The sequence below is a fragment of the Metallosphaera javensis (ex Sakai et al. 2022) genome (assembly GCA_021654415.1).
GTDB classification, from domain to species: Archaea; Thermoproteota; Thermoprotei_A; order Sulfolobales; family Sulfolobaceae; genus Metallosphaera; species Metallosphaera javensis.
Genome location: AP024487.1, coordinates 985,375 through 1,004,223, shown reverse-complemented (window position 1 = coordinate 1,004,223; position 18,849 = coordinate 985,375). Strand labels below are relative to the sequence as shown.

Genomic DNA, 18,849 nt, shown 5'->3' with positions numbered 1-18,849 from the left:
CTAAGGATCGCCCACACAGACCTCCTGCCCCTTAACAAGACGTAATTCAATTCTTTTGAGTAACTCCCTTCCCACCAGGTATAACTCCCTTCCAAATACGGGCGTCTCCACGAATCCATGTATCTTTACTCCGCCCAATGTGATGATAGACCTCGCTACTCTAGTCCTCACGTTCCCAATCAGCGTGGAGTAAACGTTCCATTTGTCTTCGTGGAGTTCCAGCGATGATATCCTTTGGTAAATACGAAAGGGGACAAGTAACCAACCTGAGAATCCAGTGTCCACTATGGCATTAACCTTTACGCTCTCCATGGAAGATGGATCCAGAACTTCTACCCCTATCTCTGGCCTGTCTGTCACTCTGAGGCAATCGATCCCCATCCCCACTCTCCTCTAATTGGTGAGTAACTTCTGCTATCAATAACGCATATTCTGTAACCTCTGGAGGCCTCTATTGCCTGATCTTCAGTATCAAATGCCCCTATGAACTTACCATCACACACCAAGACAAACTTTCCCTTATCCAATGCCTCAATAGCTTCCCTGTTTCTCCTCAGTACTGCGCGATTTTCGCTGGGTATGCCCTCCGTCTCTCTCAACCATAGTTTAATTGCCGTCGAAAACTGTTTTCGTTAAAGCGTGAAGTTTAAATACTTTGTCTACAAATCACAATATGATGCTAAGACCCAAAGAAGTATGCCAGAGACTAGGAATCTCATATAGAACGCTGCAGGAATACGTGAAAAAAGGGTACATAAAACCAGAGAGATTGCCATCTGGGAAAATGAGATTTAGAGAAGAGGACGTTGAGAGATTGGCAGGAATAATAAGGAAAAAGAAAGTGGTACTTTACGCCAGGGTGTCATCAGACGCACAGAACGACCTGGTGAATCAAGTGAACTACTTGAAGGAAAGGGTTCCGGAACACGACATCATTATCACTGACATGGGATCTGGATTGAACATGAAGAGGAAAGGGTTCCAGAAACTACTCAGAATGATACTAAACAACGAGGTGAGCAAAATAGTCGTGGCTCACCAGGACAGGCTGGTGAGATTCGGGTTCGAGATACTTGAGGAGGTGTGCAAAACACACGGTTGCGAGATAGTGGTGCTCGAAAAAGAGGATCCAGAACAGGAACTAATCGAAGACTTGATCAGTATCCTAGTCTCGTTCTCTGGCAGAACGAGAGGTCATGAGCGTGAAAAGGTGAAGAAATGTGTTGAAGAACTTAAGGATTGAAACATTCATGCCACAAGAAAAAGAATACATACACCTCACCTATGCGATAAGAAATGAGGAGGAAAGAAGCAAAGAACTAATTCGTGCCTACGTGAACTTACTAAACAAGGGAATAAAGTACGTGTTCAGCAAAGTTAACGTGAAGAATGGAAGAGTCGAGCTACCAAAAAAGAAGGAAATATACAGGGAGTTGAGAGAATACCTAATGAAAGAGAACGCGCAAGGATTAGCAAAACACTACATAGACCAAGCTATTCACGACGTGTACTCTATCCTTGACTCCTGGAGAAGGAGATTTGAGAAGGGGAGAAGTAAGTTCAAACCACCGCTTGTGAGGAAGGGTTACGTGAGGGTGAAAACCACGTTGAGGAAAGTCCTCGGGAAGAGCGTGAGGATAACCGTGAAACCACACGAGTATATCACGTATTCTTGGGATAGAAGATGGTTCTCTAAAAGAGTTGAGGAAATGGAGTTAACAGAACCGGTGATCAAGGAGGATAAAGTGTATCTGGTGTTTAGAAAAGAATTACCAACAACCACGCCACCTGAAACTGTTGCATTTGATTCTAATCTCTTTTCACTCGACGGTTACGATGGCGAGAAGTTTATCACGATCTCTCTGAAGCAACTTTACTCCTTGAAGTACGTCATGCAAATGAAGAGGGCTAAGGTACAGTCTGTAGCCTCTAAGAAGTTGAAGGGTGGTAGGAGACTGTTGATGAAGTACTCTCATCGCGAGAGGAATAGGGTTAACGATTTGATTAACAAGCTGGCTAACTTCATTCTTGAATTGTATAATAATCATGTTTTAGTCTTCGAAAAGTTAAATAAGCAAGGTATGTTTGGTAATGCTAGTGAGTCTTTATCCAAAAAGTTATCTAGGACTGTTTGGAGGAAGTTAGTTAACACGTTGAAATACAAGGCTCCTCTATACGGTTGTAAGGTAGTGGAAGTGAACCCGCACCTCACATCCAGGTCTTGCCCCAGATGTGGATGGGTTTCCCGAACGGTTGACAAGACCTTCAGGTGCGGGAGGTGTGGGTTCACCCTTGATAGGCAATTCAATGCTTCACTTAACATTATGAAGAGGTTCTTATCTAAATTCAACCTCAGGATGTGGGGGTTTCCTCACCGTAAGGTGAGTGGGGTTATCCCCCTAATGGGAGTGAGAAGGATGAACGGTTCAATCCGCGACTTCGGTGAACTCCAAGGGTCGAGAATTGAATACAAAATACATGAAATTCAATGAGACCTAAACCCCTTTAACTGTCTGTAGAGTTCCCTATCAACGTTCTTAATCAGCACTTCCACAAATAGAAATTGTTTAAGAGAGATAATAAAGTGTAACTTGATTAACTTATCATGATATTTTGCGCGTAGTCCATTCTTCACGAGGGTTATTCGTGTGTCCTGGGCGTGCCCCGGAACTGGGTTACATATTATTGTGAATTTTAGGAGACCTTAACGCGATACACCAAAATCCGGACCAGGCCCATCAGGATCATGGCTCCCCTCTCCCTTCCCTGTCCTCAACTTCTTGGCGAGTTGCGTCTGACAGGTCCTACAGCATGTGTAGTATACCTTCTTTCCTCTCCTGACCACTAAGGGCTCTCCTGCTATCTCCCCACCACAGTAATCGCACCTTAAACTGGATCGTCTAACTCTCGTGGACCCGACTTTCTGCACCGCAATGAAGTACCTCTCCGTTTTCAACTTGGACAAAACTTCCTCCACCTGCTCCATGCTTCCCGTGATGGTAACCATGAACTTGCCGTCAATTAACCTGTAACACTCAGCCCCCTCAGCGCAAGCGCTCGCCACAGCGAAGACTGTCAGCTTCCCCTCCTCGTAAAATTCCACAGTGAACTTTATTCCCTTTTCCCTGAGGGACTGAAGAATCTTGGCTATTGTGGCTCTACTGACTCCAAGTTCCCTAGCCAACTTACTGGAACTAGTCCTAGAGTCTTCCCTCAGGTAGGTTAGCACTTTGTACTCCAGTTCGCTTAATGAGTTTACATCTGTCAAGATTATCCCTCGTATTACGATGTTATTATGTCATTCTGATTCCCTATTACGGGAAACAATAGACAATGAATACAATGTATATTTAAGCTTTCAACAGGATACTATCTAGAGATATTATGATGGATCCCGTCTGTGGAATGGAAGTGAAGGAAACCTCGACCTACAGAACAATGTATAAGGGAAAGATGTATTACTTCTGCAGTCCGCACTGCAAGACTGCCTTTGAGAAGGACCCGGAGTCCTATCTCAAGGGTGGCCCAAGGGGAATGCCCCATGGGCACTGACCAGTCCCTCAGGCTGAAGAAGGAAGAGGAACTCAAGATCCTGGGCATGCATTGTGCCACCTGCGAGGTAACTGTAACCAAGGCGATCTCAGGAGTTAAGGGGGTTCAGGACGCTAAGGTAAACCTGGCCTCCGGAAACGCAAGGGTTATCCTGCAGGGGGCAAGACTCAAGGAAGTGGTGGACGCAGTAAGGAGGGCCGGATATGATGTGGCCCTTCAGAAGTTCACAGGAAGGGTCAGGGTGAGCGAGGAGGAGTCCCACAGGCTGGTGGACATCCTGGAGGGGATTGAGGGTGTGGTTTACGCGAGGGTTAACCCAACCTCAGGTCTGGTCATTGTGGAGTACAACCCTGTCACCACCTCCTCGGAGAAGATACAGCAGGAGCTGGAGAGGCGTGGTTACAGGATAGAGATTAAGGAGGAGAAATTATCCCGATCAAGCGACTTCAAGGACTTAGCTCTCCGCCTGCTTGTTGGAGCCGTGATCTCTCCCCTCACTCTGATAAACATCCCACTCCTTCAGCTCATCCTTTCCATCCCCGTGGTTTTCTTTGCAGGAATGAGATTCCACACTGGAGCTTACAGGGCACTGAGGAACAGGACCACAAACATGGATGTCCTTGTTTCGTTCTCCTCGCTGACTGCATGGATTTACAGTGTAATCTCCCTCCTGTTTCTTCACTCAGGATACTTCTTCGATTCTGCCTCCCTCCTGGTCACGTTCATCCTTGCAGGTAAAACGCTCGAGGCCTACATAAAGGAAAGGACCAGCAGTGAGGTCGTGAGCCTGCAATCAGTTAAGGCCACCAAGGCTAACGGTGAAGTGGTGGACTCCAGGAAGCTGAAGGTGGGCGATGTGGTCCTGGTGAGGGCAGGCGAGGTCATTCCAGCGGATGGGGTTGTGGATGAAGGAGAAGGATACGTCAACGAGTCCATATACACCGGAGAGCCCCTTCCCGTGAAAAAAGTGAAGGGAGATCCGGTTATAGGTGGATCCACCCTGACCTCAGGCTTCCTTAAGGTGTACCTCACCAGAGCCGGAGAGAGGACCTACATATCCCAGGTCATTGAGGCGTTGAGGGAGGCGGAGGCAGTGAGAATACCAATCCAGGGACTCGCGGACAGGATTTCAGCGGTGTTCGTTCCCACGATCATCGGGATTGCCCTGATCTCGTTTGCCTTGTGGTTATATGCGATGCATGAGACCCTGACTTTCTCAGTCCTCATAGCAGTTGCCGTTCTCGCGTCAGCGTGTCCCTGCGGGTTTGGTCTAGCCACTCCCATGGCGGTGATGGTTGGGATCAGGAAGCTTCTGAGGAAGGGGATAGTTGTGAAGAACGGGGAGAGTCTCGAGAAACTTGGGAAGGTTAAGACGCTAGTCCTGGACAAGACCGGGACTATCACGAGGGGAGAGATCGTCGTGGAGAGGTTCCAGGAGTATATCCAGGGGGCTGTAGAGCTTGCCTCGTCGCTGGAGAAGCTGAGTGGCCATCCGGTAGGCAAGGCCATAGCTTCCCTTTCAAGTTCCTCCCACAGGGTGGAGGGATTTACGGAAATGGATGGGGGAGTTTACGGGAAGGTGGATGGACAGGACGTTTTGGTTGGAAGACCAGATCTAGTCAAGAAGAACTGCGAGGGCGAACCCCGTGGAGACGTGAGCGTGTGCGTCAACTGGAAAGTTGGTGGAGATTTCTGGTTAAACGATCAGATGAGGGAGGGAGTAAGGGAAGTTGTGGAGGAGCTAAGAACAAGGTTCAGGGTGATTATTGCCACGGGGGATTCAAGCATGTACGCCGATAGGATTGCCTCAGAGCTAGGAGTGGAACTGAGGAAGGGCCTGACCCCCGAGGATAAGGTGGAACTCGTGAGGCAACTCAGAGAAGAGGGTGGAGTTGCGTTCGTGGGGGATGGGATCAACGACGCTCAGGCCCTGAAGGAGGCGGATGTGGGGATAGCAGTTGCCACTGGTACGGATATAGCCAAGTATGCAGGGGACGTGGTCATTCCAAGCCTTACTGCTTTACCCTTCCTGTTGAGGCAGTCCCACAGGACCGTGAGGAAGATCAAGGAAAATATAGCATGGGCCCTTACCTACAACGCTGTTCTAGTACCCATAGCTGCCGGCATGCTCTATCCCCTGGTGCTACCACCCGAGTACGCAGCCCTGGGAATGGCAATGAACAGCGTCAGTGTGGCTCTCTGGAGTTTTGTTCAGTGAACTAAACCTCAATCCACACATCCATAAATCTCTTGTACCATGTCTCGTATTCGCGCGTCGTAACCACGTGGATCTCAAAGATTTCGTTGTTCAGCATCTCCATCACCTCTCCCATGGTTCCTGCCTTGGTTTTCACGTCCTTTCCCAGAACATCTGAAATTATTAGAACGTCTATGTCGCTATCTGGCCTTGGATTTCCCCTTGCAACGCTTCCGAAAAGGATAACCCTACCCTGTTTATCCCTTGAGATCACGAATTCCTTGATCCTGCTCAGGAACTCATTCAGCCTCGAAAATGCCTCCTCTCTCTCCTTGGCCAACCTTATGAGGTAATCAGACATTGTCCCAGCTCCTTGAACTTGTTGGCAAGCGAGACGGCCCTCTCTGCGTCTTCCCTAGAGAACATGGTTCCAAAATATCTTCCCTGCGTGTAAGAGAAATAGATCACATAGAGGAAGTCCCTGTTTTCCTTTCTAAACAAGTTTAAGTTACATCTATCTCCATACAGATTCTCTATTTTCTCCAAGATCGAAAGAATGTTATGAGACTTTGGGAAATCACCGGCCTTCAAGTAAATGAGAAAATTCGCATATAATTGAATAAATTGCTCCACATCGAATAGGGTCAAGTTATAGTAACCCTTATTCAGATTGTACTTGGCATTATCCAGGAATTCTTCGGCTCTGTCCCTCAGAAAACTCATATGAGAGAGAGAACCCCGTGTAGATTAAAAACCTAAGGCTTCAGATCACTGTTCTCGTCCTTCAGCTTCGATGGATTCACCTCCTTCCTCTCCCTGATGATGGAATTTAGCGCCTCAAGCTCATCGCCAGGCCTATTAACTGCAACATACCCATTCACCAGACCTGCCTTGAGATATATCACGTTAAATGACCCATTTTCCATGGTCCCTCTTATAACATACTCGTCATATCCCGTGGTCTCCCCTGCGGACTCTATGTGAAGATCAAATATGTCTGACCATACAGTGGAGAGGAAGTCATACTCCTCCTCCTTTCCCATCATATTTCTTGCAGCTAGTCTCCCCGTGTATTCAGCGTTATTCCAGTGCTCGATTCTCCTCCTCTTCCCACTAACCGGGTCCTCTATGTTGGCAACGTCTCCTGAGGCGTAAATGTTCTCCTTACTTGTTCTCAGAAACCTGTCCACCAGAACCCCGTTATTTACCGAAATACCGCTTCTCTCCGCCAGTTCCACATTGGGTTGAATGCCAGTAGCGACAAGGACGAGATCAGCCTCAATCTCCCTTCCGCCACTTAACATTGCCCTCAACTTTCCTCTTTCCTCAAATCCGCTCACCGATTCGTTAAGGATGAACCTTACTCCCCTCCTCTCGAAGTACTCCTGGAAAAACCTTGAGACCTTCTCGTCCACGAAGGTGCTCCAGATGTACGGTTTAACCTCCACCATCTGCACCTGAACTCCCAGCTTAGTAAGACTCGCGCCAACTTCCATTCCTATGAATCCTGCACCCACTATCAGCGCTGATTTCGAGGTTTTGGCCTTCTCCCTTATCCTGTCCGCGTCTTCCAGCGTCCTAAGATAGTTTACCCTATCTCCTCCAGGTATGTTTAGTTTTCTGGGCCTCCCTCCTGTGGCAATCAACGCCCTTTGGAACTCAATTTCACTCCCGTTGTCTAGATATGCCACATTTCCCCTTATCTCCTCCACGTTAACACCTGTGATTATCCTGTCCCTGTACCCTTCTGGCAGACTGAAGAAAATGGAATCCCTTTCAATTTCACCTCTCATGTACTCCTTGGATAGCGGAGGTCTATCGTAGGGAAGTGAGCGATCGCCTGTTACCATCATCACGTCTACCTTGGGTCTACTACTCGCAAATTCGTCCAGCGCGTGATAACCAGACACTCCACTCCCTATAACTAAATATTGAACAGAGGTTTTCATGGAAAATATATTATTTATCGTGATTATAAAGATGTGGAAAAGGATCTAGGTTCTACGTGGATCTAGGTCCCTCAGTCTCATGCTCCTGGGAGGTCTTGGCGTTAATACCCTGAAGTGGTAACCGAGTCCAAGTGCAGTGAGAGGCGGTAATGCAACGTAGGCAATAAGGAGAGAAGTGCTCCCAACAGGTGATACAAGAATGATGTTGGCCGCGGGTATAGCTGAACTCAGTATGAGAGGGATGGAAATACAGCAACTTCCACCTCCTATTACGCCGAGCAGGGGCGCAAGGAGAATTGTCCTCATTTTCCTGAACTTTCCGAAAAGCTCCATAACCTTAACTATGGTTGCAGTTACCAGGATCGCTATCACTATACCCATCACAATGGCATACATGGAGAGCTCTATGTAGAAGTTTGGAGGGAAACCCATGACCACTGAGGGATTGAAGATCAGGTTATAAACTAAACTTAGGGCCACGTCTCCGGAGAAGGGAGTAATGGAAATGGTGAAGAATGGTGAAGATATTGAAAAAAGTTGCCCATAAATTTCCGTTAAGAGTTTCTCTATCGCAATACTATATACGAGAAAATGGATTATAACATACGAAGTAAATACCCCGACTGTAGATATCTTAATATTCTTACTTAGTACCTGAATCGGGCCCTTTAACAGGTTAATTAACGTAACAAGTATAGACATCCACACTACAAGACTTCCGAATCCAGACAGAGCCGGGTTATCCCCCTCTATCCCCATTATTGTCAGGAGAAAGCCGATCGCTAAAACCGTTAGCCTGTAGATATAATTGCTCATAGTCCTTAGATTAACCATCTAATTAAAAACTTTCACCTAATTAAACATGCAAAATATCACAGATAGTTTGGAGAAAACTACACCGACCAATGACCTATAAGCTTAACTAGAATAGAAAAAAAAGATAAAACATCCTACCTCAATTATTATTTGCTAGCCTAGTGATTATTTTTCCTAGGACGAGGAGGACGATGGCGCCTGGGCTATGTTATCATATACACCATACAGCAGTCTGTTGAAGCCCAGTGCGTATATGTTGCCTGTGGTGCTATCATATTCTAGGATGACCTGCGGAAGGAACTGGTTTGGGTGTCCTATAACCTGAATTCCTCCCCTAGTGAAATCGTACTGAGAGTAATGATATGGACACACTCCACAATTTGTCTTGGGGTCGTACTGGACAGGTCCTCCCATATGGACGCAAACGTTACTAAAGGCCACCACATCTCCGTTGGGTCCCACTCCTCCCACGGACTTTACACCTGTTCTCACTATGGTTATGGGATATCCCATATACGTGGTGGTAACAGGAGATCCCACTGTCAGAGAGTTATAGTTTGCCACCATCTGTTTCTGATAAGTTTGCTGAACTGGAACCTGTACCGTCTGGGTTTGAGTTACAGTCTTAGTTACTACCTCCGGTTGCTTCTCGATAACCGTCTCCTTGAGAAGCCTTGGAAAAGCGTTACCTCCTATAACTATACCTGCTGCGACTCCCGCCACTGCTGCGGCTCCACCAATAACCACAGCTCTTCTGTTCGGGTCAACCGAGCCCTTGTCTTTGTCCTTGCTCATTTTCGTTCGATTAAAAAAGATGTTTTTTCTTAAATAAGATTTAACATATATGTTGGTCAGAACATATTTTTAGATCTTGTATTTACTAAATTTAATTTATTTTCAATTAAAAAAGACAATGAATTGGGCTGATTTGATGTGAAGTAATACGTGATTTTCCTGTAAAACTTGGCCTTGTCCTCGTGACACCATGGCCTTACTAAACCGTTTTCTAACGCGGGTCTTTCACACTACATGCTAGAGTTAAGGGTGCTTTATTAGTTTACACTCTAATTCATTATCTATGAAATGGGCAAATCTCCGACGAACGCTGTTTCCGATTCTCCTTTCACTGAGTTTAATTACATATATGTTGAGCTTAGAAAAACATGGTTACATCCCCCTTTCAATTATATCAAGTGTAACATTCTGGATAGGGGTTGGCATAGCTGTCCCAGTGCCCTTTTATGAAGAAACCTTTTTGAAAGTAAAGAAAGGTATAGCATATATAATTAGCTCAGTCGTTTATCTGACATTTCATGTTCTTCTATACGGAATCTTCTATAATGTTGTTTTAGCTGAGGGCTTAGGCCAGAAGCTCTCCATCTATCCTTTCTTGTCCGCAGGATTTGGTGTCTCAGTTCCCACGTCTCCCATTCTTTTCCCGTACTGGGTCTCCACGAGTCTGGGATTTTGGGTGTTCATAGGTCCTTTTGAAAGCGACACCACTCCCTACTCGCTTTTCATGGGGATACTCCTTTCTCTACTACTCGGGGCAAACGTATCTAGGTTAATGTACTTGAGGAGGCTGATCAAGGACTATAAACGTTCTCTGGCAATCCTGACAGCTTTACCCACTATTGCCATCGTGTCAGGAACGTCGTGTTGCCTTTCCCTACCCTCTATAATTGTGTATATTGTAGGCGCGGCCTCCGGGACCATATACTCCTTGCTTGCCGTATTGGCCTCTCCTGTCTTTTTCGTTTTATCCTATTTCGGGCTACCCTTGGGTTCTCTGGTAATCTTATACCTGAGTCTCAAGGATATGAACAAATGGATTTCCAAGATAGAATCCAACATGAGAGTACTGGAAAAAATGGGAAGTCGCGAAAAGGGTATCAAGCAATAGATGTTGCCTCCCTTGTTTTGCCTGAGGTCAGACAATTCGCTATAGTGTGTGGAGTTACTGTAATCAAAGGCCTCTAAGTTTCTGCTAGATGTCCAATTGAAAGAGAACCGAAGACGTCGCTAAACAGATACTCCACACACTACAATTCGCTATAGCGTTTTCATTTGCCTGATAATTCATGCATTATTCAAGGAACTAAATCAACAAATTATAGTATATAATGAAAAGATTTTTAAAACGGCTTCGTTGTAGTGTGTTAATGGCAAAGATAGATACTCCCATGGTAGTCGCGATAGTGATAGCTATAATCCTAGTTGCCGTAGCAGCGTATTATATAGCAGTTAGGTCCACTCCCATAAATGTGGGCAATGTTACTACCACACTTCCTGCTCAGAACGTATCTGTTTCAAGCACTTCTAATATGACTGTAACCACTACAAACACGACAAAAACTTCAACCAACACGACCTCTACGTCCACCACATCCACATCACTACCCCCAGGCGCCACTCCACTTCCCTACAACTCCGCCAACAAGACCGTCTTCCTCTACATAGTTGCCTCCAGCTCAGGCCAACCCTTCAACTTCAACGGAACCAGCAACGGACAACTTCACATCTACATCCCAGCTGGCTGGACGGTCGTGGTTCACTTCACCAACCAAGAGGGCCTGGAACACAACTTCCTCATCATCCAGAACACCACGGCAACTCCAGGAGATGACGTTGGCCAGGACGGGACCATCATCCTGGCAGCGGGAACAACGACCTCCAACTACATGAACGTGGGTATATCCAGCGGTCAGACGGCAACGGCCTCAGCCATGATCCCTGCGGGAATATACTGGTTTGCCTGCGGAATCAGCGGTCATGCGGCAGCCGGGATGTGGGGAGTCCTCATCTCCTCATCCTCAGTGACCACTCCATACGCAATCCAAAGCTAAGGTTTTTTATTTCTCTCAATTTAGCTCTTTTAGTTATTAAAAACTTGTTCTTTGTAAAGCTAAAATATATATACCAAATTAATCACTATCTAAACGATAGCTCATGAGCAAAATCGGAGTTGCAATCATTGTCCTAATATTTGCAGGAACGGCATTTATGATAGGTTTTCTCTCGTATAATTTTTCCATAGTTAACTTTCCAGTGCCCACGGTTCATAACGCCAAGTTATTAGGTGAAGTTTCTACCACTAAGACCTCTGTCACTGTTTCAAATGTTACGACCTCTACGTCCACCACATCCACATCACTACCCCCAGGCGCCACTCCACTTCCCTACAACTCCGCCAACAAGACCGTCTTCCTCTACATAGTTGCCTCCAGCTCAGGCCAACCCTTCAACTTCAACGGAACCAGCAACGGACAACTTCACATCTACATCCCAGCTGGCTGGACGGTCGTGGTTCACTTCACCAACCAAGAGGGCCTGGAACACAACTTCCTCATCATCCAGAACACCACGGCAACTCCAGGAGATGACGTTGGCCAGGACGGGACCATCATCCTGGCAGCGGGAACAACGACCTCCAACTACATGAACGTGGGTATATCCAGCGGTCAGACGGCAACGGCCTCAGCCATGATCCCTGCGGGAATATACTGGTTTGCCTGCGGAATCAGCGGTCATGCGGCAGCCGGGATGTGGGGAGTCCTCATCTCCTCATCCTCAGTGACCACTCCATACGCAATCCAAAGCTAAGGTTTTTTGCCCAGTCTTCTTTTCTCACAGGGTTATTTCAGATCTTCATAGAAAAGCTTTTAATTGATTTTATGTTGTTTAATCCTGAAGTAACATGATAGCCTTCCTAGCTTCCACCTACGCTTCCGTAAGCAGTATTGGTTTTGAGGACGTCTTCGGTTTTGGCCTAGCCGCAATAGCCATAGTCGGAGGGATAGCGTTCTACCTATTAATGAGGAAAAATTCAGTGTAAATTTTTCTTACGATTCTAAGACAATCTTTATATTGTAATAAAGGAGAAAAGCTTTTTAACTTTATTTTGCGTTTACCTAGATTGAGGAAAATTGTCCGAGCACAGAGATTGGGAAAAAATATGGTTTGTGGTCATGCTCGTTATAGTGGCAGCATTCGTCGGGTACTCTTTTTTGGGTGTGGTGAGCGGTAGCACCGCCACCTACAGGTTTGGATTACCCCTGCAGAGCGGTGTTCCAAAGCCCCTGCCCAACGGCACGGTAATAATTTATATGGAGGGCGTGCAGTGGGCCTGGGTTCCTCAAAATGCGACCCAGATAATTTACCTGCCCAATGGGACAGAGCTACAGATACCTGTATCCAGTAACGTGATAACCTATATCAATGGTTTCCCCTACATTAAGGTGTACCCAAATCAGCCTGTTGAGATGGTGCTCTACAGCAATAACGTGGTTCATGCGTTTTACATAAGGTTACCTCACGGACCTCAAAACGTGAATATAGTGCCAGGGATAAACAGTTACTCCTTCTTCTTTGCCCCATCTGCCCCTGGAAACTACACCTTCCATTGCGCCGAGTATTGCGGAATTGGGCACTCCTACATGTATGGTTACCTATGGGTGATGTGAAATGAAGGCCTATCCCAGGACAACTCTCGGAGTAGCTCTGCTTTACACCGCCGGCGGGCTAGCCTGGTTAGCTGCAATGGGAATCGCTGCGTTATGGTTCAGAACCATCCTTCTAAGTCCTCACGTGAACCAGGCTGCAGGTTACGCCATTGCACCTCTCTACTACTTCCTTGTTACCTTTCACGGTCAGGCTGCCATGATGATGATTGTTGAGGACATAAGCCTGTCCATATTTGCGTTCTCCCTCTACAAGAGCAACATGTCAGCGCAGCACTTCAAGCTCCTCACTCTCTCCTTTTTCCTGATAAACCTTCCAATGATTGTGACCTTTGCTGGAGGACCGACCACGGGCTGGTACATGTATCCACCACTGTCTCTTCAGCTCGGGAGCTGGCTGTATTTCGGGTCATTCCCAGCTGCAATAGCAAGTAAGCTTGTGGGACTAGCCTACTTCATGATGTTCCTGAACGCAATAGGTACCATCCTTGCCTCAATCACGCTCTTCGTAGATGGTTATAAGACTAGGCCCAGGGAAGGTAAGATTCCCGTTTTCGCTGCTTATGGAATGGCTTTCGGTGGGGCTCTTATCTTCATAACTGAGTTCGCGCTGGCTGCGGGTGAGCTATGGTATGTCCTGTATTTCTGGGCGTCAGTGCCCGTGAATCCACTGACGTGGGTTGTCCTCTTCTGGTTCTGGGGCCACCCAGTGGTATATTATGCACCATTTGCAGTCTTCGGTGGGCTCTATTACTACATACCCAAGTTTGCGGGAAGGGCACTCTACAGCGAGAAGTGGGCCAGATACAACATTGTCCTCCTTTTCACCTTCAGCATGCTGGCGTGGGTGCATCACCTTCAGACATGGCCTTTGCCCACGGTTCTCAGGGCCTTCATCACCCCAACTACCCTGATTCTGGCAGCGGGATCAGGATTGACAGTCCTCAATCTTGGGCTCACGATTGCCACAGGAAAGGGATATCAGTGGAAGAATCCCATTGGCCTCTCAGCCCTTATAGCTCTCATAGGATTCATCCTAGCTGGGCTTCAGGCCCTCATCCTTCCCATAAATCCACTGAACGTGATCGTCCATAACACCTACTACGTGGTGGGGCACTTCCATCTCATGATCTGGACCATCATAGTGGTGGGCTACGTGTCAATTCTCTTGGATATGCTGGCATCTAAGATGAATGGCGCCTCTCTCTCCAGCTTGGGCGCTGGAATGGTGAGCGGAGGAGTGATAATGTGGACAATAGGGGCCCTGCTGCTGGGTTACACAATGAGCATTGCAGGTTACGAAGGACTTATCAGGAGATGGGTGGCCTATCCGGTGAAGTTTCTCTCATACATGGACTGGATGACCATGTTTGCCATGATTATGGGAGCTAGCTTCGTAATGTACGGTTTACCGGTCCTCCTAACCCTTCTAGGAGTGAAGACATCCGCGTTCTGGGAAACCTCCGGTATCACTGGCGTCTCGTCAACAGGTGGAGGGCCGGGAGTTATGGCCTCAGGCACGGAAAACAGGTCTGTGGATCACGTTAATAAGCCAAATTAAAAAAGACAAAGGAAAAACTTTTTATTTTATTCTCTGATTTTATTTTATGTTTTCCTATCAGGGAGTTAAGAGGAGCGAATACAAGTTCCTGATTATTCCTGCGGTTACCTTGGTGGCGTTTTTGAATCCTGTAACGGAGGGTTTACAGTTCAGCAACCCTGTGGTGTTCATGCTGGATCATTACGCCATGTTCTTTGCAGGTTCCGTGATAGGTTATAAGATGTTTCGAGGGTCCCTTGCTTCCCTGGTGATGGGAGCGATTATAGCTGTCTTCTGGCATTTTCCTCTCCCCTTTGACCTGGCAGCCACCAACATAGCAATCAGGTTAATTTGTGAGGCCACGCTATTTCTGGGAGGCATCTTAGCAGGATCTTACATTCCTAAAATGAGCTTAACAGTGAAGATAACCTCCCTAGCTCTCTACATGCTTGGGGACACTTTTCTCAGCATCCTTTTCATAATTGGTAACCCGCTTTACACTAACGTGGACTTTCCCTCCATGCAGTGGGGTCCCTCCAGCTTACCCCTAGTGGGCATTGTTATGTTCGTAGTGATGAACCTAGTGTTGGTCTACACCATTGCCAGAATGATGAGGAATATGTCCATTTTCTAGGACTTGTCCATCACGCGGATAATTTTATTCTTTCTTAATTTGTTTGGAAATCTAGTTGAAAATAAAAACTCAAATCTATCTAACCATATATATAAAGATTTTTAAAGATGAAAAGATAATGACATTTCGATAGAATATGTCATCTTCAATGGGTAGTAGCTCGAGTAGTAGCTCTACTTCAAGCCCTGTTCCAAATAAGAGGATCCCGTTACCACCGCCAGACGCTGAAATATATCACGCCACGTGCAGGTTCTGCAATGTCGGGTGCGGATACGATATCTTCGTGTTCCCGGTCTATAAAGAAGGTGGACCGGCGAAGGGACAGAACGCGATTGTCTATAACATGAACGACCAGGTATTCAACAGGGATCTAACCAACTTCCAGGCTGATTACACATCTCCCGTTATTCCGTTGGGCGCCAATTACGGAACTCCATGGATAGGAGAAGGAATGGTAACAAGGACGGTGAAGTATAACACCCAGACCGGAGCTTGGGAGCCTGTCTATATCTTGGAAGTACCCAGCTCCGAGTGCCCAGTAAATGAGGGAACCTACTCCACCAGGGGAGGAAGAAATGCGCAGAGAAACTGGAGTCCCTTCTCCGATGTGGCCTCCGGCTACGCGGTATACCAGTCTAGGATACAGACGCCCATGTTGAGATGGAACAACAGCTTCCAGCCCATTAGCTGGAGCTACGCAATCCAGGTTGCTGCCATGATTTCAAAGTACTACCTTGATAACGAGAACTTCAACTATCCTGACCCCGTGGGACCTGCAGCCATTCAGGTGATGGCAATTAGGTCTGACCACGGTGGGGGACAGGGGGGTGGAGTCTTCAGCAACATGGCTCCCGGCCTCTTCCTTCACATGGGTCTGGCTACACCCTTCGTCAGGTTCCATTATCAGGTGGCCTTCTCCCTGACTGAGGATGCACTGCTTGAGGCAACTAACGGGAATGGGACTGATACCGCAAGCATGCTGGATATTAGCATAGCTGATACGCTGGTTCTCTGGGGGATTAACGAGTACGCAACCTCCACAGTGAACTTCATCCAGCACATGTTTGATAACATCTCAGGTGCCACAGCAAGCAGAAAGGCCCAGTGGTTCGATCAAGGAGAGCCAACTCCGCCCGGTAACATTATAGTGGTGGAGGCTAGGCCCAACGAGACCGTGAGAGCTGCAGCGGCTAAGCTGGGTATAACTGTGGAACAGGCACAGTCTGGAATCACCAGCCAAACAGGAAACAACGGTGGCGGGTACATGCTATACGTCCAGGTAAATCCAGGAACGGACGCTGAACTCATTAATGCGGTTACTGCCTACATCTACTACACTTACCCGGACGTGGTGAACCACTTCATCAGTCTGTATCAATCAGCAAGCACCTACGGCTTCAATTTTAACAGTCAGAATTATCAGTACTACACCGACTACCTTCAGTCAAAGTCCTTGAGCGAATGGTTATCTGAGGCAGAGAGTATTACGGGTGTCCCCCAGAACATAATAATGCAGATGGGAGACCTCATTGCAAAGCCCAAGACCGCCAACGGAAACACATACTATAAGAGAACTCTCATAGAGTTCGAGAAGGGTATAATCTGGTCTGGAAACTACACCCCGATTTACGCTCTTGCCAATTTGGCCATAATATCGGGAGCGCTCTCGGGTAGGCCAGGGTGCGGGCTCAGCACGGGTTTCGGTCACCAGAGGGGTGCCGCCTTCCCGTTACCACCACCACCCCCATGGTCCTCTAACCTGAGTCAGGGCAGGAACCTATGGATCCAGATGAGCTCCTACGTGCCTCAACAGCTACAGGCCCAGGGAATGCAGGTCAATGCTACGAATATAGTGAACTTCATCAAGAACTTCTACAGTCAATACACGAGTACGACGGTACCGCAGATATATCAGTATAATCCCATCGTGGACTATCTCATCTACAGCGGTTATGGAAAGGTTCTCTGGGTGTTCACCGCAGTTCCTTACAAGCAGACAATGAGCGGTAGCAAGCTTGGCTTAACAATCGATAACAGGGCAAGACTGCTCCAGGAGTGCGTGGAGAATAGTGCCAGTATGGGCGTTCCTTCTTCCTCCATGACTACCCCAACTGCATCATATAACACAAGTGCTGTAGGTCAGACCTTACCCAACGTTCCAAGTCCTCAAGATTACGCGAATGCAGTAATAAGCTGTCTAGGATCCACGAACGGAGCATTGTTCGTAGTAGGTCATGACATTATTCTGAATCAGAACAGGCTATTCGAGAATGCAGCCCATCTACTGATGCCCTCAACCTCCAATCATGGCGAGATATATGAAATAAGGTGGAACGGGCACGACAGGAGGCTCAGATTGGACGATGTGTATCACTCTCCACTAGGAATGTCAATGCCAGACGTTTGGACTTATGCCATGATTGCCTATGTGATTTATCAAATGTATCAGTCAGAGGGAAATGGGAATTCACCTCAGGCACAGAGATTGTACACGGCTTTCAACAAGATATGGGAGTCCCTCTCCAACCACATGATGCAGAACTCTCAGCCACTTTCCATCGCTCCCTCGTACTCTGAGAACTACTACGATTATGACTGGTTCAGTATATACAATGACCTGTGGAACTACTACGTTGCAAACGGTCCTGTGAACTTCCCCTCATCTGTGTGGCCCTATGGCTATTTCGTGCCACACGCCTTCCCACCGGGATGGTCACAGATAGATCTGAATGACCTGAAAATGGCAAGGACTGTTGGTGTACAGCTTCCCATCCTTGGTAAGACCACTAACCCAGACGGTAGCTTTACCCTATGGGGTCTCGTGAACTATGCTGAGCCTGCCATTCACGGAAAGTTCAGGGTTGAGGCAGTGACCATAAATCCAAATCAGGCAGTAACGGTTGGCAATACAAGCATACCTCTTATAACTAGACAGGTACAGTACATCAGTATAAACGATGTTCAGTCCATGTTCGGCTATTCGTGGGACACGCTTCTAAAGGCTGTGATCAACGGCTTCAATCCATTCCCAACGCCATATGTGGGAATATTCGGATATGCTGTCCAGGAACAGAGCAAGTACAAGTACTGGGTCAACAACGGCAGGTGGAACATCATATTCCAGTCAGGATGGACCGATTACCAGATACCTGAAATAGTGCAGAGAGTACCAATGCCAATCATAGAGATAAGTGCACAAGACGCACAGAATGAGGGGATAAACAACGGCGACATAATTCAGGTCTACAACGATTACGGATCCCTTGACGGTATAGCTTGGATATCCAATACTGTAACTCCAGGGCAATTGTTCGTGGCAATGGCGTTCGAGGTTAAACCTGGTGCGAACCAGGTAACCACGCCCACCGTGGACCCTGTTACCGACAACCAGATGGTTAAGTGGACATGGGCTAACATAAGGAAAATCGGATCATTACCTCAAGAGATGCTGGAGCAAATAACGCTGGCACCAGTGGAGTTTAACGTGAACTCGGGATCTTCAGGTTCTTCGTAAAAAGCTTTTTTTCTTTTCTCGCTTTCTTCTTTTCATCTTTTATAGCTACGTAAGGAGTATATGAAAGAACAGACGTTAAAATATAGTTTGGTCTAGGTAGTGATGTCACAACGGGTGAAGTTCAGTTTCCAGGAAATCTATGGGCTTATCCCATATTGTTTGTGTATTTAAGGAGCCTTTAACGTGA

At 47.0% G+C, this 18,849-nt stretch carries 20 protein-coding genes; 12 read left to right on the top strand and 8 right to left on the bottom strand.

What is annotated here, in order from left to right; translation table 11 throughout:
* Complete coding sequence (locus QVC96_RS05905; protein ID WP_287690219.1) at positions 1 to 381, bottom strand: clan AA aspartic protease; 381 nt, start codon at positions 379 to 381, stop codon at positions 1 to 3.
* The gene (locus QVC96_RS05900) at positions 357 to 599 is read right to left on the bottom strand and encodes a hypothetical protein (protein WP_287690218.1); all 243 of its coding nucleotides are present in this window, start codon (positions 597 to 599) and stop codon (positions 357 to 359) included. The genes QVC96_RS05905 and QVC96_RS05900 overlap by 25 nt, the downstream gene beginning before the upstream one ends.
* A 77-nt stretch (positions 600 to 676) precedes the next feature.
* Here QVC96_RS05900 and QVC96_RS05895 point away from each other — a divergent pair, with 77 nt between their 5' ends.
* Positions 677 to 1,243 carry an IS607 family transposase gene (locus tag QVC96_RS05895; protein ID WP_287690431.1) on the top strand — a complete coding sequence of 189 codons (567 nt, stop codon included), beginning with the start codon at positions 677 to 679 and terminating at the stop codon, positions 1,241 to 1,243.
* A complete protein-coding gene (locus tag QVC96_RS05890) occupies positions 1,221 to 2,492 on the top strand; it encodes a transposase (protein ID WP_287690217.1) in 1,272 nt (423 codons plus the stop codon). The genes QVC96_RS05895 and QVC96_RS05890 overlap by 23 nt, the downstream gene beginning before the upstream one ends.
* Positions 2,493 to 2,704: 212 nt before the next feature.
* Here the strand turns inward: QVC96_RS05890 and QVC96_RS05885 are convergent, their stop codons facing one another.
* The gene (locus tag QVC96_RS05885; protein WP_287690216.1) at positions 2,705 to 3,268 is read right to left on the bottom strand and encodes a TRASH domain-containing protein; all 564 of its coding nucleotides are present in this window, start codon (positions 3,266 to 3,268) and stop codon (positions 2,705 to 2,707) included.
* Between the two features lie 113 nt (positions 3,269 to 3,381).
* Between QVC96_RS05885 and QVC96_RS05880 the strand changes: the two genes are divergently transcribed.
* Together QVC96_RS05880 and QVC96_RS05875 are read left to right on the top strand one after the other, a co-directional pair.
* On the top strand, positions 3,382 to 3,552 hold the full coding sequence (locus QVC96_RS05880; protein ID WP_238027448.1) for a YHS domain-containing protein: 171 nt from the start codon (positions 3,382 to 3,384) through the stop codon (positions 3,550 to 3,552).
* The gene (locus QVC96_RS05875) at positions 3,542 to 5,770 is read left to right on the top strand and encodes a heavy metal translocating P-type ATPase (protein ID WP_287690215.1); all 2,229 of its coding nucleotides are present in this window, start codon (positions 3,542 to 3,544) and stop codon (positions 5,768 to 5,770) included. Before QVC96_RS05880 ends, QVC96_RS05875 begins: the two co-directional genes overlap by 11 nt.
* A gap of 1 nt (position 5,771) precedes the next feature.
* Here QVC96_RS05875 and QVC96_RS05870 read toward each other — a convergent pair whose 3' ends face one another.
* From QVC96_RS05870 to QVC96_RS05850, 5 genes are all read right to left on the bottom strand, one after another.
* Positions 5,772 to 6,110, bottom strand: a complete 339-nt coding sequence (locus QVC96_RS05870) for a nucleotidyltransferase domain-containing protein (RefSeq protein ID WP_287690214.1) — start codon at positions 6,108 to 6,110, stop codon at positions 5,772 to 5,774.
* Complete coding sequence (locus QVC96_RS05865) at positions 6,092 to 6,472, bottom strand: HEPN domain-containing protein (protein WP_287690213.1); 381 nt, start codon at positions 6,470 to 6,472, stop codon at positions 6,092 to 6,094. The genes QVC96_RS05870 and QVC96_RS05865 overlap by 19 nt, the downstream gene beginning before the upstream one ends.
* A gap of 32 nt (positions 6,473 to 6,504) precedes the next feature.
* Positions 6,505 to 7,698, bottom strand: coding sequence for an NAD(P)/FAD-dependent oxidoreductase (locus tag QVC96_RS05860; RefSeq protein WP_287690212.1), 1,194 nt, complete (start codon positions 7,696 to 7,698; stop codon positions 6,505 to 6,507).
* A gap of 45 nt (positions 7,699 to 7,743) precedes the next feature.
* Entirely contained in the window at positions 7,744 to 8,514 is a 771-nt protein-coding gene (locus QVC96_RS05855; protein WP_287690211.1) for a hypothetical protein, read from the bottom strand.
* A 174-nt stretch (positions 8,515 to 8,688) separates the two neighbouring features.
* Complete coding sequence (locus tag QVC96_RS05850) at positions 8,689 to 9,309, bottom strand: arsenate reductase (azurin) small subunit (protein ID WP_238027439.1); 621 nt, start codon at positions 9,307 to 9,309, stop codon at positions 8,689 to 8,691.
* Between the two features lie 460 nt (positions 9,310 to 9,769).
* Between QVC96_RS05850 and QVC96_RS05845 the strand changes: the two genes are divergently transcribed.
* The 8 genes from QVC96_RS05845 to QVC96_RS05810 all read left to right on the top strand — a co-directional run bounded on the left by QVC96_RS05845 (position 9,770) and on the right by QVC96_RS05810 (position 18,662).
* Positions 9,770 to 10,417, top strand: coding sequence for a hypothetical protein (locus QVC96_RS05845; RefSeq protein WP_287690210.1), 648 nt, complete (start codon positions 9,770 to 9,772; stop codon positions 10,415 to 10,417).
* A gap of 259 nt (positions 10,418 to 10,676) precedes the next feature.
* Positions 10,677 to 11,360, top strand: a complete 684-nt coding sequence (locus tag QVC96_RS05840; protein WP_287690209.1) for a sulfocyanin — start codon at positions 10,677 to 10,679, stop codon at positions 11,358 to 11,360.
* Between the two features lie 103 nt (positions 11,361 to 11,463).
* Positions 11,464 to 12,117 carry a sulfocyanin gene (locus QVC96_RS05835; protein ID WP_238027436.1) on the top strand — a complete coding sequence of 218 codons (654 nt, stop codon included), beginning with the start codon at positions 11,464 to 11,466 and terminating at the stop codon, positions 12,115 to 12,117.
* A gap of 94 nt (positions 12,118 to 12,211) precedes the next feature.
* A complete protein-coding gene (locus QVC96_RS05830; RefSeq protein ID WP_287690208.1) occupies positions 12,212 to 12,349 on the top strand; it encodes a hypothetical protein in 138 nt (45 codons plus the stop codon).
* A gap of 91 nt (positions 12,350 to 12,440) precedes the next feature.
* Positions 12,441 to 12,977, top strand: coding sequence for a proton pump complex quinol oxidase subunit SoxA (gene soxA, locus QVC96_RS05825; protein WP_287690207.1), 537 nt, complete (start codon positions 12,441 to 12,443; stop codon positions 12,975 to 12,977).
* A gap of 1 nt (position 12,978) precedes the next feature.
* Entirely contained in the window at positions 12,979 to 14,535 is a 1,557-nt protein-coding gene (gene soxB, locus QVC96_RS05820) for a proton pump complex quinol oxidase subunit SoxB (RefSeq protein WP_238027477.1), read from the top strand.
* Positions 14,536 to 14,581: 46 nt separating this feature from the next.
* Complete coding sequence (locus QVC96_RS05815; protein ID WP_238027478.1) at positions 14,582 to 15,148, top strand: DUF1404 domain-containing protein; 567 nt, start codon at positions 14,582 to 14,584, stop codon at positions 15,146 to 15,148.
* A gap of 136 nt (positions 15,149 to 15,284) precedes the next feature.
* Positions 15,285 to 18,662 (top strand): molybdopterin dinucleotide binding domain-containing protein, encoded by a 3,378-nt coding sequence (locus QVC96_RS05810; RefSeq protein ID WP_287690206.1) that lies wholly within the window; start codon positions 15,285 to 15,287, stop codon positions 18,660 to 18,662.
* Positions 18,663 to 18,849 lie beyond the last annotated feature (187 nt).